The following is a 24391-nucleotide window of genomic DNA, read 5'->3' on the forward strand; positions in this document are numbered from 1 at the left end:
AAGGAGACCGTAAATGGCTGATACGAAGGCAACGCTCACCCTAAATGGTGACACTGCTATTGAACTGGATGTGCTAAAAGGCACGCTCGGTCAGGATGTTATTGATATCCGTACGCTGGGTTCTAAAGGAGTTTTCACCTTTGACCCTGGATTCACCTCTACCGCATCTTGCGAATCCAAAATCACCTACATTGACGGTGACGAAGGTATCCTGCTCCATCGCGGCTTCCCCATCGATCAATTAGCCACTGAATCCAACTACCTGGAAGTGTGCTACATCCTGCTCAACGGCGAAAAACCGACGCAGGCACAATACGATGAATTCAAAACCACCGTGACCCGTCACACCATGATCCATGAGCAGATTACTCGTCTGTTCCATGCTTTCCGTCGTGACTCTCACCCGATGGCGGTGATGTGCGGGATTACCGGTGCGCTGGCGGCGTTTTACCACGATTCTCTGGACGTGAATAACCCACGCCACCGTGATATCGCGGCGTTCCGTCTGCTGTCCAAAATGCCAACCATGGCAGCGATGTGCTACAAATACTCCATCGGTCAGCCGTTTGTGTATCCACGTAACGACCTCTCCTATGCCGGCAACTTCCTGCGCATGATGTTCTCCACGCCGTGCGAAGAGTACGAAGTGAACCCGGTTCTGGAACGCGCAATGGACCGTATTCTGATCCTGCACGCTGACCACGAACAGAACGCCTCTACCTCCACCGTACGTACCGCAGGCTCTTCAGGCGCGAATCCGTTCGCCTGTATCGCTGCGGGCATTGCCTCCCTGTGGGGACCGGCACACGGCGGCGCGAACGAAGCGGCACTGAAGATGCTGGAAGAAATCAGCTCTGTTGAACACATTCCTGAATTCGTGCGTCGCGCGAAAGACAAGAATGACTCCTTCCGCCTGATGGGCTTTGGTCACCGTGTTTACAAAAACTACGACCCACGCGCCACCGTGATGCGTGAGACCTGCCACGAAGTGCTGAAAGAGCTGGGCACCAAAGATGATCTGCTGGAAGTGGCGATGGAGCTGGAACACATCGCGCTGAACGACCCGTACTTCATCGAGAAGAAACTCTACCCGAACGTCGATTTCTACTCTGGCATTATTCTGAAAGCGATGGGCATTCCGTCTTCCATGTTCACCGTAATCTTCGCTATGGCACGTACCGTAGGCTGGATTGCGCACTGGAACGAAATGCACAGCGAAGGCATGAAAATCGCCCGTCCTCGTCAGCTGTATACCGGCTACGAGCAGCGTGATTTTAAGTCTGATCTGAAGCGCTAAAAGACAAGCCCGGTGGCGCTAGCGCTTACCGGGCCTTTTGCAATTTTTCTGTCCTTATCGTGTTTGTCAGGCGCTGACGAGAATCCCCTGCTCTGCAAATGCTGCACGCAAACAGCGCGCAAACTGCAGCGCATGCTCACCATCACCGTGTAAACAAACCGTTTCTGCCTGCACCTTTGCTAAGGTGCCATCAACCGCTGTGACCTGTCCCAGACGCACCATATCCAGCGTCTGCGCTAACGCCTGCGCTTCGTCGGTGATAAGCGCTCCCGATTGCGAGCGGGGAACCAGGCTACCATCAGGCTGATAACCCCGGTCAGCAAACACTTCCTGGCGAGTGGTTAACCCCAGCCGCTGCCCGGCACGAATAAGCTCACTACCCGCCAGTCCCACCAGAATAAGCTGTGGATTGCAGTCTCTTACCGCACGGGCAATAGCATCTGCCAGAGCCGGATCTTTTGCCGCCTGGTTATAGAGCATGCCGTGCGGTTTTACGTGGCGCAGCGCGCCCTTCTCGGCGCGAACCATCGCCTCCAGCGCGCCAATCTGGTAGAGCACCTGAGCGTACACCGTCTCAGGCGGCAGGCTCATCGCGGTGCGACCAAAGTTCTCCCGGTCAGGGAAGCTCGGGTGAGCGCCAATCGCCACGCCATTTTTAATGGCACGACGCACGCTCACCAGCATGGTTTGCGCATCGCCCGCGTGAAAACCGCAGGCAATATTGACCGAAGAGACCAGTGTCATCAGCTCTGCGTCGGCACTCCCGCCCTCGCCCAGATCGGCGTTTAAATCAATCTTTGCCATCAAGCCTCCACGCCAGTTGTTCCAGATAACGCTGCTGATCCTGTCGCGCTTTTAGCGCTTCCTCCAGCGAACATTGCACAAAATGAATCGGCTGCCCGAGAGGGATTTGTGCCAGATGGTAGCGATCGGCTTCAATAATGCAGGCAATTCGCGGGTATCCGCCCGTTGTCTGCGCATCGTTCATCAGTACGATAGGTTGACCGTTACCCGGTACCTGAATGACACCAGGCAATAAACCGTGGGAAAGCAATTCCCGGTCGGTGGTACGGGTCAGTGGCTGCCCCTGAAGACGATAACCCATGCGGTTACTTTGCGGACTTATTTTCCACGGTGAACGCCAGAAAGACTCCTGAGAAACCTCATCAAACTCCTGATATTCCGGTCCGGGCAACGCGCGGATTTGATTTCCCCACAACAGCTGTTTTACGCCAAGCGCCGTGGAGAAATGGCGGGCTGAAGGTTTAATCGCAAGACGATCTCCGTCGCGCAACAAACGTCCTTCGTGCCCACCGATACCCGCTTTCTGATCGGTACTGGAAGACCCCATGACCTCCGGTACATCAATGCCGCCCGCGACCGCAAGATAGCTCCGGACGCCGTGCAGAGGTCGTTTAAGCGTCAAACGCTGCCCGGCTTTCGCCCGCAGTCTCCAGCCCGTCCAGACGGCTTTGCCATCCAGAGTGGCGTCACACCCCGCTCCGGTTAAGGCAAACCATGTCTCCTGAGCAAACTCAATGACACATTGACCGAGCGTAATTTCAAGTGCAGCCGTATTGCCGGGGTTGCCCACCAGCACGTTAGCAATCTCCAGTGCAGGCTTGTCCAGCGCACCACAATAGCTCACGCCAGACTGGCGCAAACCAAAGCGGCCTGCATCCTGAACGAAGGTGTAAAGCCCGGCGCGAATAAGCGTTAACATACCCCCTCCTTCTGCGGGATAAAGCGAAGGGTATCGCCTGGACGCAAGAGAACCGGCGATTCCTGCCCGGGTTCAAATAACGGCGTGGACGTGTGTCCAATAAGCTGCCAGCCACCCGGTGATGCCAGTGGATAAATGCCGGTCTGCTCACCGCCAATCGCAACAGTACCTGCTGGCACACTCAGGCGAGGCTCGGCGCGACGCGGCGTATACAGCCTGGAAGAAAGTCCTCCCAGATACGGAAAACCCGGTTGGAATCCTAAAAACCAGACAACGTAATCAACGGAGGCGTGCAGCTCAACGACCTGCTTTTCCGTTAAGCCGCAGTGCTCAGCCACCACAGAGAGATCGGGCCCCTGCGAACCACCATAAACGACCGGGATCTCAATCGTTCTGGAGTCAGGCTCCAGCGCCTCACTCTCTTCCCACCAGCGCTGCAAACGTTCGATGGCATCGAGGGCCAGCGTATGCGGATTACGCAGTACCACGGTGATGTTATTCATACCTGGAATGGTTTCCACCACTTCAGGGATCTCGGCCAGACGCTGCGTCAGCCGCCAGATACGCTTTTGTGTGGCTAGCGTGATCGGGGGTTCAAGCTCCAGTACGACTGCGGTTTCCCCCAGAAGATAACAACGCGCTCGCTGCACTTAATCACCTCTCATCAGGCCGGGTTGGGGATATCAATAAAGGTCACATCCAGCTCGGTATTTTCCGTCAACCATTCACTGAGGGCACGAATGCCACCGCGCTCAGTGGCATGGTGGCCTGCCGCGTAAAAGTGCAGACCCTGCTCACGAGCAGAGTGAACCGTCTGCTCTGAGACTTCGCCGGTGATGAACGCATCGACGCCGAAGCGGGCAGCGCTGTCGATAAAGCCCTGTCCGCCACCGGTACACCAGGCAACACGTTTAACCAGATCCGGTCCGGTATCACCGCACCACAATGGGCTACGCCCCAGACGCGCTTCAATCCAGGAGGCCAGCTCCAGACCCGGAACCGGCATCGCCAGTTCGCCCCACGGCACCAGAGGTTCAATCTCACCCATAACGGTAATTCCCAGAAGCTGTGCGAGCTGGACGTTGTTTCCCAGTTCCGGGTGTGCATCCAGTGGCAGGTGATAGCCATACAGGTTGATGTCATTTGCCAGCAGCGTTTTCAGGCGGTTGCGCTTCATTCCGCGAATAATCGGCGATTCGTTTTTCCAGAAATAACCGTGATGGACAATCACCGCGTCTGCGTTCTGACGGACAGCTTCATCCAGCAGCGCCTGGCTTGCCGTCACACCGGTGATAATTTTCTGTACCGTTTCACGTCCTTCAACCTGAAGCCCATTCGGACCATAATCGCTGAAGGAGGCACTGTTCAGTTTTTCGTTAATCAGGCTTTCCAGTTCGCTATTTTTCATCATGACTCTCTTAAGCTTTACGGGCGGCTTCGTACGCCGCCAGCGTGGCGACGCGCGCCTGTTTATGGTCAACAATCGGACGAGGATAATCCAGCGTAACGCGCTGTTTATCCGCCCAGACCCACGGTTCGTGAATCGCTTTGGCGGGAACATCCTTCAGTTCAGGTACCCAGGCGCGAATAAACGCACCTTCAGCATCAAATTTTTGCCCCTGGGTGGTCGGATTAAAAATCCGGAAATAGGGAGCCGCATCGGTGCCGGTCGAGGCCGCCCACTGCCAGCCACCGTTGTTCGCCGCCAGATCGCCATCGATCAACTGAGAGATAAAATAGCGCTCCCCGATACGCCAGTCGATAAGCAGATCTTTCACCAGGAAGCTGGCGGTGATCATCCGCAGACGGTTGTGCATCCACCCGGTTTCATTCAGTTGGCGCATCGCGGCATCAACAATTGGGTAGCCCGTTTCTCCCTTCTGCCAGGCCTGTAAAAGCGTCTCGCTATGCTGCCATTTTACGTTATCGGTCCAGGGAATGAATGGCCGATGCTTACATAAATCAGGGTGATACGTCATCAAATGGCGATAGAATTCGCGCCAGATAAGTTCGTTAAGCCAGACTGAGCCCGCGCCTCCGTCCAGCGCCTGAGGTTGTTCGGCCAGAAGGCGGTGCAAACACTGGCGCGGAGAAAGGACACCCAGCGCTAAACAGGCCGATAAACGGCTGGTTCCTTCAATAGCGGGAAAATCCCTGCGCGTGTCATATTCGCCCGCGCCCTGTTTGCAAAACTGACGCAGTTTCGCGATAGCAAATTTCTCGTTTTCGGGGAACAGAAGTGCATTGAACGCCTGCTGGGGATAGTTAAATGTCAGCTCAGGCAGATCCGCTATTACGTCGCCCCGGACTGCAGGAGCGGCCACACACTCCGGCAGTGCCTCTTTAAGACGTTTAATAAAGGCATTTTTAAAGGGCGTAAACACTTTATACATTTCATGACCACCGGTCATGACGCTGCCCGGTGCCAGCATCACGCTGTCATCAAATCCCTGGCACTGAACATCCTTCAGGATTGACTCCAGCTGGCGATCTCGCTGGCGTTCGTTCAGTTCGTACTGATAGTTATAAAAAAGATGTGTGACTTCGTTCTGCTGACAGATCTCCTGTACCGTCTGAAGTTGTGCGGCAAAGTCACTCACCTCTCTATAAATCAGGGGAATGCCTTTTTCGGCAAGCGAACATTGCAGATCGTTCAGATGCGATTTGAGATAAGCTGCGTGTCGCGGTGCCATATCGTGCAGCTGCCACTGTTCAGGCGTAGCGATAAACAGCGCCAACACGCTGGCATCCTGAGAACGACAAGCCGCAGCGAGCGCGGTGTTGTCATGTACGCGCAGATCTGCACGGAACCAAATCAGATGGGTGGGCATAAAACTCCAGGCAAATATCCATTATGTCCGTAAGGCCATGCCACCAAAGAGAAAATGGTGCAGGCTTTTGTGTACTTTGCCATGAAGTGTAGACGCGATGAAATAAAAAAGGCCGCCCGGGGCGGCCTTAACGCTACTTGTCCTGCGCTATCGTGGTTAAAGCAACAAACGCATCCGGTTCATCACTTTTTACAACGAGTACGCTGGCGACAATGAACGCGATGCATATATAGCGTTTCATTATGCGGTCCCTGCAGCTAACCGCTCCACCGTTCACCACCGGTGATAAGTCGGTGGACACAAGCTCTGACGAAAGCCTGACTTACGGTTGTGGTGACGCCTTTCCCGGGACCGGTGCCCATGTGCGAGATGGCGGAAAGGGACGCTGCATACTAGTTGGCCGTGGCGTAAAACGTAACCCATGGAAGTGATTTCTAAGAATATATTTAGGGAGTTGCAGTTTGATTACATAAGGACCTGAGATATTCTTGTAAGCCTCTGACGAGAGCTTGAAAACCACCCAACGGACCGCGAATCCCGAGGGACAAAAAAACCGCCACATTTCTGTTGGCGGTTTTTTTATTGCTGTGTGTAATCTTTGTATCAGTAGAAATCGCAGGTCGCTTTCTCGGCCTGGTCCATCCACACCGGCTTCTCGCTGGTTTTCGCCCAGACGCGGTGCAGATAGCTGTAAAAACGTGCGCGATCTTTCCAGAACAGCATCACCGGCAGAGCCAGCACACCAGCCACTACGGCGAAAGTGCGACGCATGAAAACGATATGAGCCGGAAACTCTTTATAAAGATCCATATTTTTCTCCCCTATAGTTGGCCGGAAACGTCATCCGGAAAATTCAAAATCTGTGACCTGTATAAAATAATATCGCTTTGTTTGTAATTTTACTACTCATCCGACCACTTATTTTTGTCCGTTTAGTGAAAATTTACACTCACGCCGTAATTGAGTTACAAAAAAGTTAACAGTTTACTTATCAATGGTTAAATTGTGGGCTTTGCCATTTTTATACTTTTTTTACACCCGCCCTCCCCATTTTTGCGAAATCTTTGCGCCAGACATCCTACCGTTAACACAACAACAAAAGTCACCCGGAGGTGGATTGTGAGTGCAGGTCTTATTGCCGGCATCGTGCTGGTGTTCCTGTTATTGGGTTATCTGGTTTATGCCCTGATTAATGCGGAGGCATTCTGATGGCTGCTCAGGCGTTTTTGCTTATTGCCAGCTTCTTAGTGGTATTGTTCGTTCTGGCAAGGCCACTGGGAACAGGACTGGCACGGCTGATCAACAACGTACCTTTACCGGGCACGGGAAGCGTTGAAAAAGGGATCTGGCGTGTACTGGGAGTACGTGATCAGGAAATGAACTGGCGTCAATATCTGACAGCCATTCTGCTGCTGAATATCGTTGGCCTTATTGCCCTTTTTGCCATGCTGATGTTGCAGGGTATCCTGCCGTTCAATCCGCAACAATTACCGGGCCTGTCCTGGCATCTTGCGCTGAACACGGCAGTCAGCTTTGTCACCAATACCAACTGGCAATCCTACGCCGGTGAAACCACGCTCAGCTATTTCAGCCAGATGGTCGGTTTAACCGTGCAGAACTTCCTCTCGGCGGCCACAGGTATCGCCGTTATCTTCGCGCTGACGCGTGCCTTTGCACGTCAAAAAATCAGTACGCTGGGTAACGCCTGGGTAGACCTGACGCGCATCACGCTGTGGATCCTGCTGCCGATTGCTCTGCTGATCGCGCTGTTCTTTATTCAGCAAGGCACCCTGCAAAACGTGCTGCCTTACGCGCCTTATACCTCACTGGAAGGTGCAAAACAGCTCCTGCCGATGGGGCCGGTAGCATCGCAGGAAGCCATCAAGATGCTCGGCACTAACGGTGGCGGCTTCTTTAACGCCAACTCGTCTCATCCGTTTGAAAACCCAACCGCCCTGACCAATTTTGTGCAGATACTGGCGATTTTCCTGATCCCTGCCGCACTCTGCTTTGCCTTTGGTGATGTGGTCAATGATCGCCGTCAGGGACGTACGCTGCTGTGGACCATGTCGCTGATCTTCGTGGTCTGTGTTGCGCTGGTCATGTGGGCAGAATGGCAGGGTAATCCGCATTTCCTCTCACTGGGTGCTGATAGCGCGATCAACATGGAAGGTAAAGAGAGCCGCTTTGGCATTCTCGCCAGTAGCTTGTATGCCGTCGTCACCACGGCGGCATCCTGCGGGGCGGTAAATGCTATGCATGACTCCTTTACAGCACTGGGTGGCATGATCCCAATGTGGCTGATGCAGATTGGCGAAGTGGTGTTTGGTGGCGTGGGCTCAGGTCTTTACGGCATGCTGCTGTTTGTGCTGCTGGCGGTGTTTATTGCCGGTCTGATGATTGGACGAACCCCGGAATATCTCGGTAAAAAAATCGACGTTCGCGAGATGAAATTAACTGCGCTGGCGATTCTGGTCACCCCTGCTCTCGTGCTGCTCAGCGCGGCGCTGGCGCTGATGACCGAAGCCGGACGCAGCGGCATCTTTAATCCAGGTATTCACGGTTTTAGCGAAGTGCTGTATGCCGTCTCCTCTGCAGCTAACAACAACGGTAGCGCCTTTGCCGGCTTGAGCGCCAACTCGCCTTTCTGGAACTGCCTGCTGGCGTTCTGCATGTTCTTTGGTCGCTTTGGCGTCATTGTGCCGGTCATGGCCATTGCCGGATCGCTGGTGAGTAAAAAAATTCAACCGACCACCACTGGCACATTACCGACCCACGGCGCGCTGTTTATCGGCCTGTTGACAGGCACCGTGTTGCTGGTCGGCGCCCTGACCTTTATCCCCGCCCTCGCGTTAGGCCCGGTCGCGGAATTCCTCTCTTTACGCTGATTTTGCGGAGAAATTGTCATGAGTCGTAAACAACTGGCCCTGCTCGAACCGTCATTAGTTCGCCAGGCGCTTATGGATGCGGTGAAAAAGTTGAGTCCGCGCGTCCAGTGGCACAACCCGGTGATGTTTATTGTCTGGGCAGGCAGTGTTCTGACCACCGCCCTGGCGATTGCCATGGGAACGGGCCACATGCAGGGAAATGCGATGTTTACCGGCGCCATCAGCCTGTGGCTGTGGTTTACCGTGCTGTTTGCCAACTTTGCAGAAGCACTGGCGGAAGGCCGGAGTAAAGCTCAGGCCAACAGCCTGAAAGGGGTAAAAAAGACCGCCTTCGCGCGCAAGTTGCGTGAACCGAAATACGGTGCGCAGATGGATCACGTTCCGGCGGATGAACTGCGCAAGGGTGATGTGGTACTGGTGGAAGCCGGCGACATTATCCCTTGTGACGGTGAAGTGATTGAAGGCGGCGCATCGGTGGATGAAAGCGCCATCACCGGTGAATCCGCGCCGGTTATCCGTGAGTCCGGCGGTGATTTCGCCTCAGTGACGGGCGGGACGCGCATTCTCTCCGACTGGCTGGTGATCCAGTGTAGCGTTAACCCAGGGGAAACATTCCTCGACCGGATGATCGCCATGGTGGAAGGCGCGCAGCGTCGTAAAACACCTAACGAAATCGCACTGACCATTCTGCTCGTGGCCTTGACGATCGTCTTCCTGTTGGCAACCGCGACGCTGTGGCCGTTCTCCGCCTACGGTGGCACTGCGGTGACCATTACCGTTCTGGTGGCGCTGCTGGTCTGCTTGATCCCAACCACGATTGGCGGCCTGTTGTCGGCTATTGGTGTGGCAGGTATGAGCCGTATGCTTGGTGCCAACGTCATCGCTACCAGTGGACGTGCCGTTGAAGCCGCTGGTGACGTGGATGTGTTGCTGCTGGATAAAACCGGGACCATTACCCTCGGCAACCGCCAGGCATCAGAGTTTTTACCCGCCCCAGGCGTGGATGAAAAAACGCTGGCAGATGCCGCGCAACTCTCTTCCCTTGCCGATGAAACGCCGGAAGGCCGCAGTATCGTGATTCTCGCCAAGCAGCGCTTTAACCTGCGCCAGCGCGACGTTCAGAGCCTGCATGCCACTTTCGTGCCCTTCACGGCGCAAACCCGCATGAGTGGGATTAACATTCAGGATCGCATGATCCGTAAAGGCTCCGTTGATGCGATTCGTCGCCACATTGAAGCCAACAACGGTCATTTCCCACCGGAAGTAGACAACCTGGTTGAGAGCGTTGCCCGTCAGGGTGCCACACCGCTGGTGGTGGCTGAGGGATCACATGTTCTGGGGGTGATTGCCCTGAAGGACATCGTCAAAGGCGGCATCAAAGAGCGTTTTGCCCAGTTGCGTAAAATGGGGATCAAAACGGTAATGATCACCGGGGACAACCGTCTTACTGCCGCGGCGATTGCCGCCGAAGCGGGCGTCGATGATTTTCTTTCCGAAGCTACACCGGAAGCCAAACTGGCATTAATCCGCCAGTACCAGGCGGAAGGTCGTCTGGTGGCGATGACCGGGGACGGTACCAACGATGCCCCTGCCCTGGCGCAGGCCGACGTGGCAGTGGCGATGAACTCCGGTACCCAGGCGGCAAAAGAGGCGGGCAACATGGTCGATCTCGACTCTAACCCGACCAAGCTGATTGAAGTGGTGCACATCGGCAAACAGATGCTAATGACGCGCGGTTCGCTGACCACGTTTAGTATCGCCAATGACGTGGCAAAGTATTTCGCCATTATTCCGGCTGCATTTGCTGCGACCTATCCACAACTGAATGCGCTGAATGTGATGCACCTGCACTCTCCGGCTTCGGCCATTCTGAGCGCAGTGATCTTTAACGCCTTGATTATTGTCTTCCTGATCCCGCTGGCGCTGAAAGGCGTGAGTTATAAGCCGCTCACTGCGGCCGCCATGCTGCGCCGCAACCTGTGGATTTACGGCCTGGGCGGACTGGTGGTGCCCTTCATCGGCATCAAGGTTATCGACTTGCTGTTGACGCTGTTCGGCCTGGTTTAAAAGGTGAATCAAATGACGATGTTACGCCCCGCTATACTTCTGTTTATTCTGCTGTCTCTGATTACTGGCGGGCTGTATCCGCTGGTGACCACCGCGCTGGGCCAGTGGTGGTTTAAGGATCAGGCCAATGGCTCACTGATTATGCAAAACGGTGAAAACCGCGGTTCGCGCCTGATTGGACAGAACTTTACGGATGCCCGTTACTTCCAGGGACGCCCTTCCGCCACTGCTGAAAGCCCGTATAATCCGATGGCTTCCGGCGGCAGCAACCTGGCAGGCAGCAACCCGGAGCTGGACAAAGCCGTCGCTGAACGCGTGGCAGCCCTGCGCAGCGCTAATCCGCAGGCCAACCGCGAGGTGCCCGTGGAACTGGTGACGGCCTCTGCCAGCGGGCTGGACTACAGCCTGACGCCAGCAGCGGTGGCATGGCAGATCCCGCGCGTCGCCGCTGCCCGTCAGTTGACCGTCGAGCAGGTCAGCCAGCTGGTTGCTGAGCACACGCAGAAACCACTGGTCAGTTTCATCGGCATGCCTGTGGTAAATATTGTTGAGCTGAATCTGGCGCTGGACGCGCTAAGGAAAAACTAAATGACCGACGAGCCCATGCGCCCGGATCCGGACAGGCTGCTAGAACAAACGGCTGAAGCCCATCGTGGCAAATTGAAAATCTTCTTCGGCGCCTGTGCGGGCGTCGGGAAAACTTTCGCCATGCTGACGGAAGCCCAGCGGCTTCGGGCGCAGGGGCTCGATATTCTGATCGGCGTGGTGGAAACCCACGGACGCAAGGAGACAGCCTCACTGCTGAAGGGGCTGGCTACCCAGCCGCCCCGACGCATTAGCCACCGTGGTCGGTTAGTCACCGAATTCGATCTCGATGCCGCCCTCGCCCGTCGTCCCGCGCTTATCCTGATGGACGAGCTGGCGCACAGCAATGCGCCAGGCTCACGCCATCCGAAACGCTGGCAGGATGTTGAAGAGTTACTTGAAGCCGGTATCGATGTGTTCACGACGGTAAATGTTCAGCACCTCGAAAGTCTGAACGACGTGGTCAGTGGCGTGACCGGTATTCAGGTACGTGAGACCGTGCCTGATCCTTTCTTCGATTCCGCGGACGAGGTGGTGCTGGTCGACCTTCCGCCTGATGATTTGCGCCAGCGCCTGCACGAAGGCAAAGTCTATATCGCCGGCCAGGCCGAGCGCGCTATCGAACATTTCTTCCGCAAAGGCAACCTGATTGCCCTGCGCGAACTGGCTTTACGCCGAACCGCTGACCGTGTTGACGATCAGATGCGTGCCTGGCGTGATCTGCAAGGCCAGGAACGCGTCTGGCATACGCGGGATGCCATCCTCCTGTGTATTGGTCACGGCAGCGGCAATGAAAAACTTGTCCGCACCGCCGCTCGCCTTGCGGCTAAATTTGGCAGTGTCTGGCATGCCGTGTATGTCGAAACGCCACAGCTTCACGCGCTACCTGAAAACCAGCGCCGGGCAATTCTGAGTTCGCTGCGCCTGGCCCAGGAGCTGGGCGCGGAAACAGCGACCCTATCCGATCCTCAGGAAGATAAAGCTATTCTGCGCTACGCGCGTGAGCACAACCTGGGGAAAATCGTGATTGGCCGTCGCCAGCATCGTCGCTGGTTTAGCCGCGAATCTTTTGCCGACAAACTGGCCCGCCGTGCACCCGATCTTGATCTGGTGGTCGTGGCGCTGGATGACAAACCTACACCGTTACCCAACCGCGCGCCTGACAGCCGAACCTTTACTGATAAATGGCGAATTCAGCTTCGCGGTTGCTTTGTCGCCGTGATGCTTTGCGCCCTGATTACCGTGATTGCCAGCCAGTGGCTGATTGCCTTCGACGCCGCTAACCTGGTGATGATTTATCTGCTCGGCGTGGTGGTGGTTGCGCTCTTCTACGGACGCTGGCCGTCAGTACTGGCGACAGTGATTAATGTCATCAGCTTTGATCTGTTCTTTATTGCCCCCAAGGGAACGCTTGCTGTGTCGGATGTGCAGTACATCCTGACCTTTGCCGTGATGCTTACTGTCGGGCTGGTGATCGGTAATCTGACGGCGGGTGTACGCTATCAGGCGCGTATTGCCCGTTATCGCGAACAACGCACGCGTCATCTCTATGAGATGTCGAAATCGCTGGCGGTGGGCCGCACGCCGCTGGATATCGTGCAGACCAGCGAGCAGTTTATTCGCTCGACGTTTCATGCCAGCAACCTGATTTTACTCCCGGACGAGCACGGCAAGCTGCGCCCACTGACGTCGGCCTCAGGCATGACCCCCTGGGATGAAGCCATCGCGCGCTGGAGCTTTGACAAGGGGTTACCTGCAGGCGCGGGGACAGACACCCTCCCCGGCGTGCCTTATCAAATTTTGCCGCTGCGCAGTGCCGATAAAAACCAGGGGCTGGTTATCGTTGAGCCGTCAAATCTGCGTCAACTGATGATCCCAGAGCAGCAACGACTGCTGGAAACCTTTACGCTGCTGGTTGCCAGCGCACTGGAACGGCTGGCGCTGACTGCCAGCGAAGAACAGGCTCGTCTGGCAAGCGAGCGTGAGAGTATTCGTAACTCATTGCTTGCGGCGCTCTCTCACGATCTCCGGACCCCACTCACCGTCCTGTTTGGTCAGTCAGAAATCCTGACTCTGGATTTGGCGGCAGAAGGGTCTAAACATGCCCTTCAGGCCAGTGAGATCCGTCAGCATGTACTGAATACCACGCGTCTGGTGAATAATCTGCTTGATATGGCGCGTATTCAGTCAGGCGGATTTAACCTCAAAAAAGAGTGGCTCACGCTCGAAGAGGTAGTTGGCAGTGCGCTGAAAATGCTGGAGCCAGGCCTTGGCGGGCGCCATATTGCATTGAACATGCCCGAACCGCTTACCTTAATTCACGTTGATGGTCCGCTGTTTGAACGGGTGCTGATCAACCTGCTGGAAAATGCCGGTAAGTATGCGGGATCCAACGCCCAGATTGGGGTCGATGCGACGGTGGAAGATCAGATGCTTCGCCTTGAAGTCTGGGATACCGGGCCAGGTATTCCTGCCGGACAAGAACTGGCCATTTTCGAAAAATTCGCGCGTGGCAATAAGGAGTCGGCCATTCCGGGCGTTGGGCTGGGTCTGGCCATTTGCCAGGCGATTATTGATGTCCATGGCGGGACCATTTCCGCAGAAAACCGTCCGGATGGGGGGGCGCGTTTTTGTGTTACACTTCCTCTTGAAACCCCACCAGAACTTAATGAATTACCAGAGGATTTGTGATCAACGTTCTGATTGTTGAAGATGAGATCGCCATTAGCCGGTTTCTGCGTGCTGCGCTGGAAGGAGATGGCTTGCGCGTTCATGATGCGGGTACGCTCCAACGGGGTTTAATTGAAGCCGCCACCCGCAAGCCGGACCTGGTGATCCTCGACCTTGGTCTGCCGGATGGTGACGGTATTGATTTTATCCGTGAAGTCCGCCAGTGGAGCCAGATGCCGATTCTCGTGCTTTCAGCACGTACTGAAGAGACGGATAAAATCGCGGCGCTGGACGCCGGAGCAGATGACTACCTTATTAAACCTTTCGGCATTGGCGAGCTACAGGCTCGCCTTCGCGTGGCGCTGCGTCGTCACAGCGCCACCACGCCCGCCGATCCCACGTACACGTTTGGTGATATCCAGGTTGACCTTGCCGCCCGGCGCATTGTGCGTGGTGAGGAGGAGATCCATCTCACCCCAATAGAATTTCGACTGCTTGCCGTGTTGCTCAATAACCACGGGAAGGTGCTCACCCAACGCCAGCTACTGAGCCAGGTATGGGGGCCAAATGCCGTGGAGCATAGTCACTATTTACGCATATATATGGGACACCTTCGTCAGAAACTCGAAGTCGACCCCGCTCGCCCTCGTCATTTATTAACTGAAACCGGTATCGGTTATCGGTTTATGCTTTGAATAACTATTCATTTTATTTATAAATAAAACTAAGCTCACTTATTAAATATTCGAAAAATAACCCAATGGTTATTTTTCTGTCTTATTTTTGCTCATTCAAAACATTAATAACACAACCCATTAACGCATAACCAACAAATCAGCATTTTGATCTGCGATATTCATCAAAAACGAATATTTATTTCTGATTTGATCGGTTAATGGTGATCTTCTTCACAGTTCATAGCCCTTTCCTGGATAAAATGACCATGCTTTCAATTACTGAAAGGAAAATGAAACATGGAAAACAATAATCGCTTAATGCCCCATATAAGGCGGACAACACATATCATGATGTTTGCCCACCGAAACTGCTTTGACTTTCATCTCTTTAATGCCCGGTAGTCCTTCGACTTCTGGCGCACCCGCTTACAGGTTATCCTGAAAATCGTTTATTTACAGGCAATTGTCTGTGAACCCGTGCGCTTATTCATCTTAATTCAGACTCATCTGCAACCGGGCGGACTGAATTTCAATCATCAAAAAGCAATTCACTGATTTTAATCAGCGGTCACTCTTTGCTTTTTTTCCGGAAAATTATCGATTTCTTTTTTACAGGGAATCGAGGGACTTCTATTACCTAAAATAAAGAGAGAAAAATGAAAAGTTTAAAAATCGCAGCCAGCCGTGCATGCCCGGATTGCTTTACCACCCAGCGTGAACTCGTGGATGTCAGAGCCTCTGATTATATTGATGTTGCCGCTATTGTTCTGGCGGTCAGTGATATTTCCAGCGGCATCCTGGAAGAAATAGAAGCCACCGGGTTTGGCATTCCTGTTTTTGTCGCAACGCACAAAGAAGAGATCATCCCGGCAGACTATTTATCGCGCATTCACGGCGTTTTCGAACATTCAGACACCAGCAACGACTATTATGGACGTCAACTGGAAGCGGCGGCCCAAAAGTATGAAACCCAGTTGCGCCCACCGTTTTTCCGCGCCCTGGTCGACTACGTGAAACAGGGCAACAGTGCATTTGACTGCCCGGGGCATCAGGGTGGGCAGTTCTTCCGCCGCCATCCTGCCGGTAATCAGTTTGTCGATTTCTTTGGCGAGACGCTCTTCCGTTCCGATCTGTGCAACGCCGACGTGGCGATGGGCGATCTGCTGATTCATGAAGGTGCGCCGTGCATTGCGCAGCAACATGCGGCGAAAGTCTTTAATGCCGATAAGACCTACTTCGTGCTGAATGGAACGTCATCATCCAACAAAGTGGTGCTTAACGCCCTGCTCACCCCTGGCGACCTGGTCCTGTTCGACCGTAATAACCATAAGTCGAACCATCACGGTGCGCTCCTCCAGGCAGGTGCAACACCGGTCTATCTGGAAACCGCGCGTAACCCGTACGGCTTTATCGGGGGTATTGACGCCCACTGCTTTGAAGAGAGTTATCTGCGCGAGCTGGTATCAGAAGTCGCACCAGGCAGAGCGCGTGATGCACGTCCGTTCCGCCTGGCGGTGATCCAGCTAGGTACTTACGATGGCACCATTTATAACGCTCGCCAGGTGGTGGATAAGATTGGGCCTCTGTGTGACTACATCCTGTTTGACTCGGCCTGGGTAGGTTACGAGCAGTTTATTCCGATGATGGCCGACTGCTCTCCACTGCTGCTGGAACTGAACGAAAACGACCCGGGCATTCTGGTGACCCAGTCCGTGCATAAACAACAGGCTGGTTTCTCGCAAACCTCGCAGATCCACAAGAAAGACAGCCACATCAAAGGTCAACAGCGCTATGTGCCCCACAAGCGTCTGAATAATGCCTTTATGATGCACGCCTCCACCAGCCCGTTCTATCCGCTGTTTGCCGCACTGGATATCAACGCCCGCATGCATGAAGGTCAGAGTGGCCGCAACATGTGGATGGACTGCGTGGTCACCGGTATCGAAGCGCGCAAGCTGATCCTGCAGAATTGCCAGTATCTGCGTCCATTCGTGCCAGATATGGTGGATGGTCGTCCGTGGGAAAGCTGGGAGACGGCGGAAATCGCTACCGATCTGCGCTTCTTCCATTTTGTTCCCGGTGAGAACTGGCATGCTTTTGAGGGTTACGCCGAACATCAATATTTTATCGACCCGTGCAAACTGCTGCTGACCACGCCAGGCATTAACGCGCGTACCGGCGAGTATGAGGATTTCGGGGTACCTGCCACAATCCTTGCCAACTTCCTGCGTGAAAACGGCATTGTGCCGGAGAAATGCGACCTCAACTCGATCCTGTTCCTGCTCACCCCAGCAGAGGATATGGGCAAGCTACAGCAACTGGTGGCACAGCTGGTGCGCTTCGAAAAACTGCTCGAGAGCGATGTTCCGCTGAAAGACGTCCTGCCTTCTCTTTACAAACAACATCCTGAGCGTTACGCAGATTACACCCTGCGCCAGATTTGCCAGGAGATGCATGACCTGTATGCCCGTCACAACGTGAAACAGCTGCAAAAAGAGATGTTCCGCAAATCTCACTTCCCACGCGTGATGATGAACCCACAAGACGCGAACTACGCCTATCTGCGCGGTGAAGTTGAACTGGTGTCCCTGCGCGACGCGGAAGGTCGCATCGCCGCCGAAGGCGCACTCCCTTATCCACCAGGAGTGTTGTGTGTTGTCCCAGGGGAAGTCTGGGGCGGCTCCGTACTGCGCTACTTTGCCGCACTGGAAGAAGGCATCAACCTTCTGCCGGGCTTCGCACCGGAACTGCAGGGCGTGTATGTCGAGGAGTGTGAAGGTCGCAAAGAGGTTCGTTGCAACGTCATCAAACAACCCACCGCTCAGCCTGCACTGCTGAAAGGAGAGAAATTATGAGTAAATCCAACAAAATGGGCGTGGTGCAGCTGACCATCCTCACCATGGTGAACATGATGGGGTCAGGGATCATCATGCTGCCGACCAAGCTTGCAGAAGTGGGAACCATTTCGATTATCTCCTGGCTGGTGACCGCTGTAGGGTCAATGGCACTGGCATGGGCCTTTGCCAAATGCGGGATGTTCAGCCGCAAGTCAGGCGGGATGGGGGGCTATGCAGAATACGCCTTTGGTAAGTCAGGCAACTTTATGGCCAACTATACCTATGGTGTGTCATTGCTGATCGCTAACGTGGCGATTGCCATTTCCGCCGTGGGTTACGGTACGGAGCTGTTTGGTGCCACGCTGAGCCCGGTACAAATTGGGCTGGCGACCATCGGTGTGCTGTGGATCTGCACCGTGGCTAACTTTGGCGGCGCGCGTATCACCGGACAACTCAGCAGCATCACCGTCTGGGGCGTGATTATCCCGGTTGTTGGCCTGTGCATCATTGGCTGGTTCTGGTTTAGCCCAACGCTGTATGCTAATTCCTGGAACCCTCACCATGTACCGTTCTTTACCGCAGTGGGGTCTTCCATTGCCATGACACTTTGGGCCTTCCTCGGTCTGGAATCTGCCTGTGCGAATGCGGAAGTGGTTGAGAACCCTGAGAAGAACGTCCCGATTGCGGTCCTCGGCGGAACGCTGGGCGCGGCGGTGATCTATATCGTCTCGACTAACGTGATTGCCGGGATTGTGCCAAACATGGATCTGGCTAACTCTACGGCGCCGTTTGGTCTGGCCTTTGCGCAGATGTTCACCCCGGAAGTCGGGAAAGTGATCATGGGCCTGATGGTGATGTCCTGCTGCGGTTCACTCCTCGGCTGGCAGTTCACCATCGCTCAGGTCTTTAAATCCTCGGCTGACGAAGGGTATTTCCCGAAAATCTTCTCCCGCGTCACCAAAGCGGATGCACCAGTGCAGGGCATGCTGGCGATTGTGATCTTCCAGAGTGGATTATCGCTGATGACCATCAGTCCGTCGCTGAACAGCCAGTTCAACGTGCTGGTTAACCTGGCGGTCGTGACGAACATCATTCCGTATATTCTGTCGATGGCGGCGCTGGTGATTATTCAGAAGGTGGCGAAGGTGGACCCACGCAAAGCGCGGGCGGCCAATATCGTGGCGCTGATTGGGGCAATCTACAGCTTCTATGCGCTCTACTCATCCGGCCAGGAAGCGATGCTTTACGGCGCAATGGTCACCTTTATGGGCTGGACGCTGTACGGTCTGGTGTCACCACGGTTCGAGTTAAAGAATAAGCACAGCTAAAAAAAAGGGAGCCATTCGGCTCCCTTTTTCATTCTTACGCGTTTTTCAACACTTCACTGACAATCTCTACCGCTTCTTTCTCAATCTGCTGACGATGTTCAGCGCCGAGGAAGCTTTCGCAATAGATCTTGTACGCATCTTCGGTGCCGGATGGACGCGCGGCGAACCAGCCGTTTTCAGTCATCACTTTCAGGCCGCCAATAGAGGCTCCATTACCCGGTGCAGCCGTCAGGCGTGCAGTGATCGGGTCGCCAGCCAGCGTGCTCGCACTGACCATCTCCGGAGAGAGTTTGGACAGGGCGGCTTTCTGAGCTGAAGTCGCCGATGCCTGAATACGGTTATAGCTTGGTGCACCAAAGCGTGCAGCCAGCTCATTGTAGTGTTCCTGCGGGTTTTTACCGGTGACAGCGGTAATTTCCGCCGCCAGCAGGCACATAATGATGCCGTCTTTATCGGTTGACCATGGCGTGCCGTCGAAACGCAGGAAAGATGCCCCGGCGCTCTCTTCACCGCCAAAGCCGAAGCTGCCGTCATGCAGACCGTCAACAAACCATTTGAAACCAACAGGCACTTCCACCAGCTTGCGGCCCAGCGCGTCGACCACGCGGTCGATCATCGCAGAGGAGACCAGCGTTTTACCCACAGCAACCTCTTTGCCCCACTGCGGACGGTGCTGGAACAGGTAGTTAATCGCCACCGCCAGGTAATGGTTCGGGTTCATCAGCCCTGCCGGGGTGACGATACCATGACGGTCGTAATCCGGGTCGTTGGCAAATGCCAGATCGAATTTGTCGCGCAGCGCCAGCAGGCCCGCCATCGCACATTCAGAGGAGCAGTCCATACGGATTGCGCCGTCTTTATCCAGGTGCATGAAGCGGAAGGTCTGATCGACGTGATCGTTCACGATGGTCAGATCCAGCTTGTAATGCTCAGCAATGCGTTTCCAGTATTCAATACCGGAGCCACCGAGCGGATCCACACCCAGCTTCAGACCGGCTTTCTGAATCGCCGCCATGTCGACGATATCCGCCAGCCCTTCAATAAACGGCTGAACCAGATCCTGCTCTTTCACATGACCAGATGCCATCGCAGCATCCAGAGAAATACGCTTCACACCTTTCAGGCCATCGGCTAACAGGGCGTTAGCACGATCTTCCACCACTTTGGTGACGTTAGTATCAGCCGGGCCGCCATTAGGCGGGTTGTATTTGATACCACCGTCTTCCGGCGGGTTATGGGATGGCGTGATAACGATCCCGTCAGCCAGCGCGCCCCCTTTCTTGTTGTGCACAAGAATGGCATTAGACACCGCAGGCGTTGGCGTGAATCCGTTATTCTCCTGAATAATCACATCAACGCCGTTTGCGGCCAGCACTTCCAGAACAGAAATGAATGCCGGCTCAGACAAAGCATGGGTATCTTTTCCCACATAGCATGGACCGGTAACGCCATTTTTGGCGCGCTCTTCCGCAATGGCCTGAGCAATGACCAGAATGTGCGGTTCATTAAAGCTATGGCGCGCCGCGCTACCGCGGTGACCAGATGTACCAAACTTCACGGCGTGTTCTGCATTGCCCACAACCGGCTTCAGAACGTAATACTGCGCGGTCAGCTGAGCGACATTAATCAAATCGCTTTGTTGTGCAGGTTGGCCTGCACGGCTGTGATTTGCCATTACCGGGTCCTTCTGATGCAAGGGTTAAATTGTACCGCAAACCTTTTCAATCAATTCCGCCGGGAACTGCATAGACTGCATGATGTGTTCAATCATGCTGCACTTGCGGCCCGTATTGGTATTGGTGATCACCCAGTACGGAGTGCCAGGGACATGTTTGGGTTTGGTTTGATTGCCATTTTGCAGCAGCGTCTGCTCGTCACCCGCGAAATAGACGCGAGTACGACCGTGCAGCGACTCGGTCGCTTCAGCAAACGCTTTGTTATCCAGTGAGTAGAGTGTAGACAGCACCAGCATAAAGCGGTTAACCGCCTTTTTTTGCTCCGCATATTCATCGGACAGCAGCAGCTCGCGCATCGCCCGCACTTTATCTTTTGCCGGTGTCACGGCAGGTTTTGCTTGTGCAACAACGCTCGGCTGAGACACGACATCTTTGGTTACTGGGGTGACAGGCTGTGAAACGGCGGAAATTTTAAGCATGCGCCGTAAAATGTCGGACGCACTCTCCCCGATATGCCGCGTCTGGCTGGCAATATACTGATAGAGTTCGTCATCAACTTCGATTGTTTTCATCTTAATCCAGTGCGATATCTTATCTGAATACAAGTCATTGGGATTATAAGGTCAAATCCCAACAGCGGATAGCGTCAAACCAGGTTGGCGGCAAAAGTCAGATTAAACTGGAACCTTGCAGCCGGGCGGCAGAATGGTCAACATGATACCCTAACCTGACATACGTAAAAAAAGAACTTTGCCATGAAATTGAATACCCGAGCGCAAACTGCACAATCGCCGAACAATAATTCTCCCATCGTACTGGTTCACGGACTTTTTGGCAGCCTGGATAACCTGGGCGTGCTGGCGCGCGATCTGGTTAGCGATCACGACATTTTGCAAGTCGACATGCGCAATCACGGTCTTTCAGGGCGCTCAGAAGAGATGACCTACGCAGCAATGGCGCAGGACCTGCTGGATACGCTGGATGCCAACAACCTGCAAAAGGTCACCCTCATCGGGCATTCAATGGGCGGTAAAGCGGTGATGGCCCTGACGGCGCTGGCACCTGAGAGAATTCAGGGTCTGATGGTGATCGATGTTGCTCCGGTGGATTACGACGTTCGCCGCCATGACGAAATTTTCGCGGCGATCAACGCGGTAACAGAGGCTGGTGCCACGACGCGTCAACAAGCGGCTGCCGTCATGCGTGAGCATCTTGATGAAGAAGGTGTCGTGCAGTTCCTGCTGAAGTCATTTGTTGACGGACAATGGCGTTTTAACGTGCCAGTGCTCTGGGAGCAGTACAACAATATCGTAGGCTGGGAAACGGTACCTGCCTGGCCACACCCTACCCTCTTTATTCGTGGCGGCGACTCGCCTTACGTCACCGACGCTTACCGCGACGCATTGCTGGCGCAATTCCCGCAGGCTCGTGCTCATGTTATCGCCGGGGCCGGACACTGGGTTCACGCGGAAAAACCTGACGCCGTATTGCGCGCCATTCGCCGCTATCTTGCTGATACTGCAAATTGATTAAAAAGAGAGCGACTGGAAGGCTGCAGGCTTCCAGTCGTTGGCGTGCAGTTTTTGGTGATGTATGATGGCGCGCTTATCGCCCGGGCATTAGCAGGGCGGCTTGTTTCCCCCGAAGTCTCAGAATCATGGCCAAAGAACAAACGGACCGTACGACACTAGATCTGTTCGCGAATGAGCGTCGCCCGGGACGACCGAAAACGAATCCGCTTTCGCGCGATGAACAGCTGCGTATCAATAAACGCAATCAGCTTAAACGCGATAAAAATCGTGGGCTTAAGCGTGTCGAACTGAAGCTCAACGCCGACGCCGTCGATGCGCTTAACGAGCTGGCTGACGCGCGAAATATCAGCCGCAGCGAACTCATTGAAGAGATGTTGATCGCTCAACTTGAGACGTTACGCAGCCAGGCATAAGTCTGAAAATCCCCTTTATCGCCCTTTTCATGTAGCACAGAGTGCAGTCCTGCGCGATAGCTGTTTCCGCAGGGTTGCCAGTTCTGCTATTATTGCCCTTATCCGTGGCCGAATTGCGCCACCATACTATTAAGTTTCAAGAGGTTATTTTACTCATGGCAATCATCGGCATTTTCTTCGGCAGTGATACCGGCAATACCGAAAATATCGCAAAAAACATTCAAAAACAGCTCGGTAAAGACGTTGCTGATGTGCATGACATCGCCAAGAGCAGCAAAGAAGATCTCGAAGGCTATGACATTCTGCTGCTGGGTATTCCAACCTGGTACTACGGTGAAGCCCAGTGTGACTGGGATGACTTCTTCCCGACGCTGGAAGAAGTTGATTTCAACGGCAAGCTGGTTGCCCTTTTTGGCTGTGGCGATCAGGAAGACTACGCAGAATATTTCTGTGATGCGCTGGGTACCATCCGCGACATCATTGAGCCAAATGGCGCGGTTATCGTCGGCCACTGGCCAACGGCAGGTTACCACTTCGAAGCCTCTAAAGGCCTGGCTGATGACGATCATTTCGTGGGTCTGGCCATCGACGAAGACCGCCAGCCTGAACTGACCGCAGAGCGTGTTGAGAAGTGGGTTAAGCAGATCCGTGAAGAACTGCACCTGGATGATATTCTGAACGCCTGATTTTTATCGTGGCGCAACTGCGGTTGCGCCACGCCCCAGGTCAAACCGATTAAATTAATTGCTACAATCTTTTAACTTTTTCGCCCAGACCTGTACAATGTCTCCCTGAAAAATGTGGTTTCCATTGAGCAAGTTTGTTGGTGATACCCCATTTTTATAAGCATATTTTGCCTGAGACTTGCTGTTTTCATTTAGACATGGCAGTTCTATAATGAGACGCATTATCCAAGGTGCATTTTCTGTCACTTCCTACAGAAGTGAATCGTTTAGCAACAGGACAGATTCCGCATGACTGACAACAATACCGCATTAAAGAAGGCTGGCCTGAAAGTTACGCTTCCTCGGTTAAAAATCCTTGAAGTGCTTCAGGGTCCAGACAATCACCATGTCAGTGCGGAAGACCTTTATAAACGTCTTATTGACATGGGTGAAGAAATTGGGCTCGCTACCGTTTATCGCGTGCTGAACCAGTTTGATGACGCGGGCATTGTTACCCGTCATAATTTCGAAGGCGGTAAATCTGTATTCGAACTGACCCAGCAACAGCACCACGATCACCTGATCTGCCTCGACTGTGGCAAGGTCATTGAATTTAGCGATGACTCCATCGAAGCGCGCCAGCGTGAAATCGCGGCTCGTCATGGCATCCGCCTGACCAACCACAGCCTGTACCTGTATGGTCACTGCGCTGAAGGTGATTGCCGCGAAGACGATCACGCGCACGACGCTAAATAACTCAAGCTTTCATACTCTGAGCCAGCCGCGAGGTTGGCTTTTTTTTTGCCTGTTATTTGACGCAAAAAAGCCCGGTAGCGTTGTGCTACCGGGCATGATGACAGAGAATTATTTGCTGTTGTTACTGCGAATCTCTTTCCAGATCTGGTCGCAACGCTTCGCCACTTCCTGATCGTTTCCGGTTTTACGTGCCTGAATACAGGCCTGGTAATCCATCACGCGAACGTTTTCCTGTGTGGCGAACTGCTCATGTGCCTTCTCTTTCTTCAGCACATTCAGCACGCTCTGACAGGCTTCGATCTTCTCTGGTGAACCTTCCGCCGTGTTGATGCAGGCGCTATACGCCTCTTTAAGACGCGAGTCCTCTTTCGGTGCCTGCTCCTGCGCACACCCCACCAGCCCAGCAGCCAGAAACGCGACGATTAAGATATTTTTCATCATGTTCA

At 54.1% G+C, this 24391-nt stretch carries 23 protein-coding genes; 14 read left to right on the plus strand and 9 right to left on the minus strand.

The window, feature by feature from the left end; translation table 11 throughout:
• Nucleotides 1–13: 13 nt before the first annotated feature.
• Complete coding sequence (locus tag WB237_RS10750) at nucleotides 14–1297, plus strand: citrate synthase (RefSeq protein WP_028019438.1); 1284 nt, start codon at nucleotides 14–16, stop codon at nucleotides 1295–1297.
• Nucleotides 1298–1363: 66 nt separating this feature from the next.
• On the opposite strand, the gene pxpA is transcribed toward WB237_RS10750, so the two are convergent.
• From pxpA to WB237_RS10780, 6 genes are all read right to left on the minus strand, one after another.
• Entirely contained in the window at nucleotides 1364–2101 is a 738-nt protein-coding gene (gene pxpA, locus WB237_RS10755) for a 5-oxoprolinase subunit PxpA (RefSeq protein WP_336212897.1), read from the minus strand.
• Nucleotides 2088–3020 (minus strand): 5-oxoprolinase subunit PxpC, encoded by a 933-nt coding sequence (gene pxpC / locus WB237_RS10760; protein WP_336212899.1) that lies wholly within the window; start codon nucleotides 3018–3020, stop codon nucleotides 2088–2090. Before pxpC ends, pxpA begins: the two co-directional genes overlap by 14 nt.
• A complete protein-coding gene (pxpB, locus tag WB237_RS10765; protein WP_336212901.1) occupies nucleotides 3014–3670 on the minus strand; it encodes a 5-oxoprolinase subunit PxpB in 657 nt (218 codons plus the stop codon). Before pxpB ends, pxpC begins: the two co-directional genes overlap by 7 nt.
• Before the next feature lie 14 nt (nucleotides 3671–3684).
• Nucleotides 3685–4428, minus strand: a complete 744-nt coding sequence (locus tag WB237_RS10770; protein WP_336213558.1) for a type 2 GTP cyclohydrolase I — start codon at nucleotides 4426–4428, stop codon at nucleotides 3685–3687.
• A gap of 10 nt (nucleotides 4429–4438) precedes the next feature.
• Nucleotides 4439–5851 carry a deoxyribodipyrimidine photo-lyase gene (gene phrB, locus WB237_RS10775; protein ID WP_336212903.1) on the minus strand — a complete coding sequence of 471 codons (1413 nt, stop codon included), beginning with the start codon at nucleotides 5849–5851 and terminating at the stop codon, nucleotides 4439–4441.
• A gap of 603 nt (nucleotides 5852–6454) precedes the next feature.
• Nucleotides 6455–6661: a YbfA family protein gene (locus tag WB237_RS10780; protein ID WP_028019445.1), complete on the minus strand. Its 207-nt coding sequence runs from the start codon at nucleotides 6659–6661 to the stop codon at nucleotides 6455–6457.
• A 309-nt stretch (nucleotides 6662–6970) separates the two neighbouring features.
• On the opposite strand from WB237_RS10780, the gene kdpF reads away from it, so the two are divergent.
• The 9 genes from kdpF (at nucleotide 6971) to potE (ending at nucleotide 18903) form a co-directional block, all read left to right on the plus strand.
• Nucleotides 6971–7060: a K(+)-transporting ATPase subunit F gene (kdpF, locus tag WB237_RS10785; RefSeq protein ID WP_014069365.1), complete on the plus strand. Its 90-nt coding sequence runs from the start codon at nucleotides 6971–6973 to the stop codon at nucleotides 7058–7060.
• Nucleotides 7060–8739 carry a potassium-transporting ATPase subunit KdpA gene (gene kdpA, locus WB237_RS10790; RefSeq protein WP_316943526.1) on the plus strand — a complete coding sequence of 560 codons (1680 nt, stop codon included), beginning with the start codon at nucleotides 7060–7062 and terminating at the stop codon, nucleotides 8737–8739. Before kdpF ends, kdpA begins: the two co-directional genes overlap by 1 nt.
• 18 nt (nucleotides 8740–8757) lie before the next feature.
• Nucleotides 8758–10806 carry a potassium-transporting ATPase subunit KdpB gene (gene kdpB, locus WB237_RS10795; protein ID WP_336212904.1) on the plus strand — a complete coding sequence of 683 codons (2049 nt, stop codon included), beginning with the start codon at nucleotides 8758–8760 and terminating at the stop codon, nucleotides 10804–10806.
• 12 nt (nucleotides 10807–10818) lie between these two features.
• Nucleotides 10819–11394, plus strand: a complete 576-nt coding sequence (gene kdpC / locus WB237_RS10800) for a potassium-transporting ATPase subunit KdpC (RefSeq protein ID WP_336212905.1) — start codon at nucleotides 10819–10821, stop codon at nucleotides 11392–11394.
• The gene (gene kdpD / locus WB237_RS10805) at nucleotides 11395–14082 is read left to right on the plus strand and encodes a two-component system sensor histidine kinase KdpD (protein WP_336212906.1); all 2688 of its coding nucleotides are present in this window, start codon (nucleotides 11395–11397) and stop codon (nucleotides 14080–14082) included.
• Nucleotides 14079–14756: a two-component system response regulator KdpE gene (gene kdpE / locus WB237_RS10810; RefSeq protein WP_028019450.1), complete on the plus strand. Its 678-nt coding sequence runs from the start codon at nucleotides 14079–14081 to the stop codon at nucleotides 14754–14756. Before kdpD ends, kdpE begins: the two co-directional genes overlap by 4 nt.
• Before the next feature lie 279 nt (nucleotides 14757–15035).
• Nucleotides 15036–15140, plus strand: a complete 105-nt coding sequence (gene speFL, locus WB237_RS10815; RefSeq protein ID WP_003858645.1) for a leader peptide SpeFL — start codon at nucleotides 15036–15038, stop codon at nucleotides 15138–15140.
• 254 nt (nucleotides 15141–15394) lie between these two features.
• Nucleotides 15395–17593: an ornithine decarboxylase SpeF gene (speF, locus tag WB237_RS10820; protein ID WP_336212907.1), complete on the plus strand. Its 2199-nt coding sequence runs from the start codon at nucleotides 15395–15397 to the stop codon at nucleotides 17591–17593.
• Nucleotides 17590–18903 (plus strand): putrescine-ornithine antiporter, encoded by a 1314-nt coding sequence (gene potE, locus WB237_RS10825; RefSeq protein ID WP_014831099.1) that lies wholly within the window; start codon nucleotides 17590–17592, stop codon nucleotides 18901–18903. Before speF ends, potE begins: the two co-directional genes overlap by 4 nt.
• A 34-nt stretch (nucleotides 18904–18937) precedes the next feature.
• Here the strand turns inward: potE and pgm are convergent, their stop codons facing one another.
• Together pgm and seqA are read right to left on the minus strand one after the other, a co-directional pair.
• Entirely contained in the window at nucleotides 18938–20578 is a 1641-nt protein-coding gene (gene pgm, locus WB237_RS10830) for a phosphoglucomutase (alpha-D-glucose-1,6-bisphosphate-dependent) (protein WP_336212908.1), read from the minus strand.
• A 24-nt stretch (nucleotides 20579–20602) separates the two neighbouring features.
• On the minus strand, nucleotides 20603–21151 hold the full coding sequence (seqA, locus tag WB237_RS10835; RefSeq protein WP_129996441.1) for a replication initiation negative regulator SeqA: 549 nt from the start codon (nucleotides 21149–21151) through the stop codon (nucleotides 20603–20605).
• Nucleotides 21152–21334: 183 nt separating this feature from the next.
• Between seqA and ybfF the strand changes: the two genes are divergently transcribed.
• From ybfF to fur, 4 genes are all read left to right on the plus strand, one after another.
• Nucleotides 21335–22108 carry an esterase gene (gene ybfF / locus WB237_RS10840; RefSeq protein WP_336212909.1) on the plus strand — a complete coding sequence of 258 codons (774 nt, stop codon included), beginning with the start codon at nucleotides 21335–21337 and terminating at the stop codon, nucleotides 22106–22108.
• A 128-nt stretch (nucleotides 22109–22236) separates the two neighbouring features.
• Nucleotides 22237–22524 carry a LexA regulated protein gene (ybfE, locus tag WB237_RS10845; RefSeq protein ID WP_023334913.1) on the plus strand — a complete coding sequence of 96 codons (288 nt, stop codon included), beginning with the start codon at nucleotides 22237–22239 and terminating at the stop codon, nucleotides 22522–22524.
• Nucleotides 22525–22679: 155 nt separating this feature from the next.
• Nucleotides 22680–23210 (plus strand): flavodoxin FldA, encoded by a 531-nt coding sequence (fldA, locus tag WB237_RS10850; protein ID WP_008501067.1) that lies wholly within the window; start codon nucleotides 22680–22682, stop codon nucleotides 23208–23210.
• 288 nt (nucleotides 23211–23498) lie between these two features.
• The gene (fur, locus tag WB237_RS10855; RefSeq protein ID WP_014169146.1) at nucleotides 23499–23945 is read left to right on the plus strand and encodes a ferric iron uptake transcriptional regulator; all 447 of its coding nucleotides are present in this window, start codon (nucleotides 23499–23501) and stop codon (nucleotides 23943–23945) included.
• Between the two features lie 108 nt (nucleotides 23946–24053).
• Here fur and chiQ read toward each other — a convergent pair whose 3' ends face one another.
• A complete protein-coding gene (chiQ, locus tag WB237_RS10860) occupies nucleotides 24054–24383 on the minus strand; it encodes a ChiQ/YbfN family lipoprotein (protein WP_336213560.1) in 330 nt (109 codons plus the stop codon).
• Nucleotides 24384–24391 lie beyond the last annotated feature (8 nt).

It is taken from the genome of Enterobacter sp. P82 (genome assembly GCF_037053385.1).
Classification (GTDB): Bacteria; Pseudomonadota; Gammaproteobacteria; order Enterobacterales; family Enterobacteriaceae; genus Enterobacter.

Bases quoted from the DNA above. Each gene is read 5' to 3' on its own strand.
- WB237_RS10750 (WP_028019438.1), top strand. From the start codon at position 14: ATGGCTGATACGAAGGCAACGCTCACCCTAAATGGTGACACTGCTATT.
- pxpA (WP_336212897.1), bottom strand. From the start codon at position 2,101: ATGGCAAAGATTGATTTAAACGCCGATCTGGGCGAGGGCGGGAGTGCC.
- pxpC (WP_336212899.1), bottom strand. From the start codon at position 3,020: ATGTTAACGCTTATTCGCGCCGGGCTTTACACCTTCGTTCAGGATGCA.
- WB237_RS10770 (WP_336213558.1), bottom strand. From the start codon at position 4,428: ATGAAAAATAGCGAACTGGAAAGCCTGATTAACGAAAAACTGAACAGT.
- phrB (WP_336212903.1), bottom strand. From the start codon at position 5,851: ATGCCCACCCATCTGATTTGGTTCCGTGCAGATCTGCGCGTACATGAC.
- WB237_RS10780 (WP_028019445.1), bottom strand. From the start codon at position 6,661: ATGGATCTTTATAAAGAGTTTCCGGCTCATATCGTTTTCATGCGTCGC.
- kdpA (WP_316943526.1), top strand. From the start codon at position 7,060: ATGGCTGCTCAGGCGTTTTTGCTTATTGCCAGCTTCTTAGTGGTATTG.
- kdpB (WP_336212904.1), top strand. From the start codon at position 8,758: ATGAGTCGTAAACAACTGGCCCTGCTCGAACCGTCATTAGTTCGCCAG.
- kdpC (WP_336212905.1), top strand. From the start codon at position 10,819: ATGACGATGTTACGCCCCGCTATACTTCTGTTTATTCTGCTGTCTCTG.
- kdpD (WP_336212906.1), top strand. From the start codon at position 11,395: ATGACCGACGAGCCCATGCGCCCGGATCCGGACAGGCTGCTAGAACAA.
- speFL (WP_003858645.1), top strand. From the start codon at position 15,036: ATGGAAAACAATAATCGCTTAATGCCCCATATAAGGCGGACAACACAT.
- speF (WP_336212907.1), top strand. From the start codon at position 15,395: ATGAAAAGTTTAAAAATCGCAGCCAGCCGTGCATGCCCGGATTGCTTT.
- potE (WP_014831099.1), top strand. From the start codon at position 17,590: ATGAGTAAATCCAACAAAATGGGCGTGGTGCAGCTGACCATCCTCACC.
- pgm (WP_336212908.1), bottom strand. From the start codon at position 20,578: ATGGCAAATCACAGCCGTGCAGGCCAACCTGCACAACAAAGCGATTTG.
- seqA (WP_129996441.1), bottom strand. From the start codon at position 21,151: ATGAAAACAATCGAAGTTGATGACGAACTCTATCAGTATATTGCCAGC.
- ybfF (WP_336212909.1), top strand. From the start codon at position 21,335: ATGAAATTGAATACCCGAGCGCAAACTGCACAATCGCCGAACAATAAT.
- ybfE (WP_023334913.1), top strand. From the start codon at position 22,237: ATGGCCAAAGAACAAACGGACCGTACGACACTAGATCTGTTCGCGAAT.
- fldA (WP_008501067.1), top strand. From the start codon at position 22,680: ATGGCAATCATCGGCATTTTCTTCGGCAGTGATACCGGCAATACCGAA.
- fur (WP_014169146.1), top strand. From the start codon at position 23,499: ATGACTGACAACAATACCGCATTAAAGAAGGCTGGCCTGAAAGTTACG.
- chiQ (WP_336213560.1), bottom strand. From the start codon at position 24,383: ATGAAAAATATCTTAATCGTCGCGTTTCTGGCTGCTGGGCTGGTGGGG.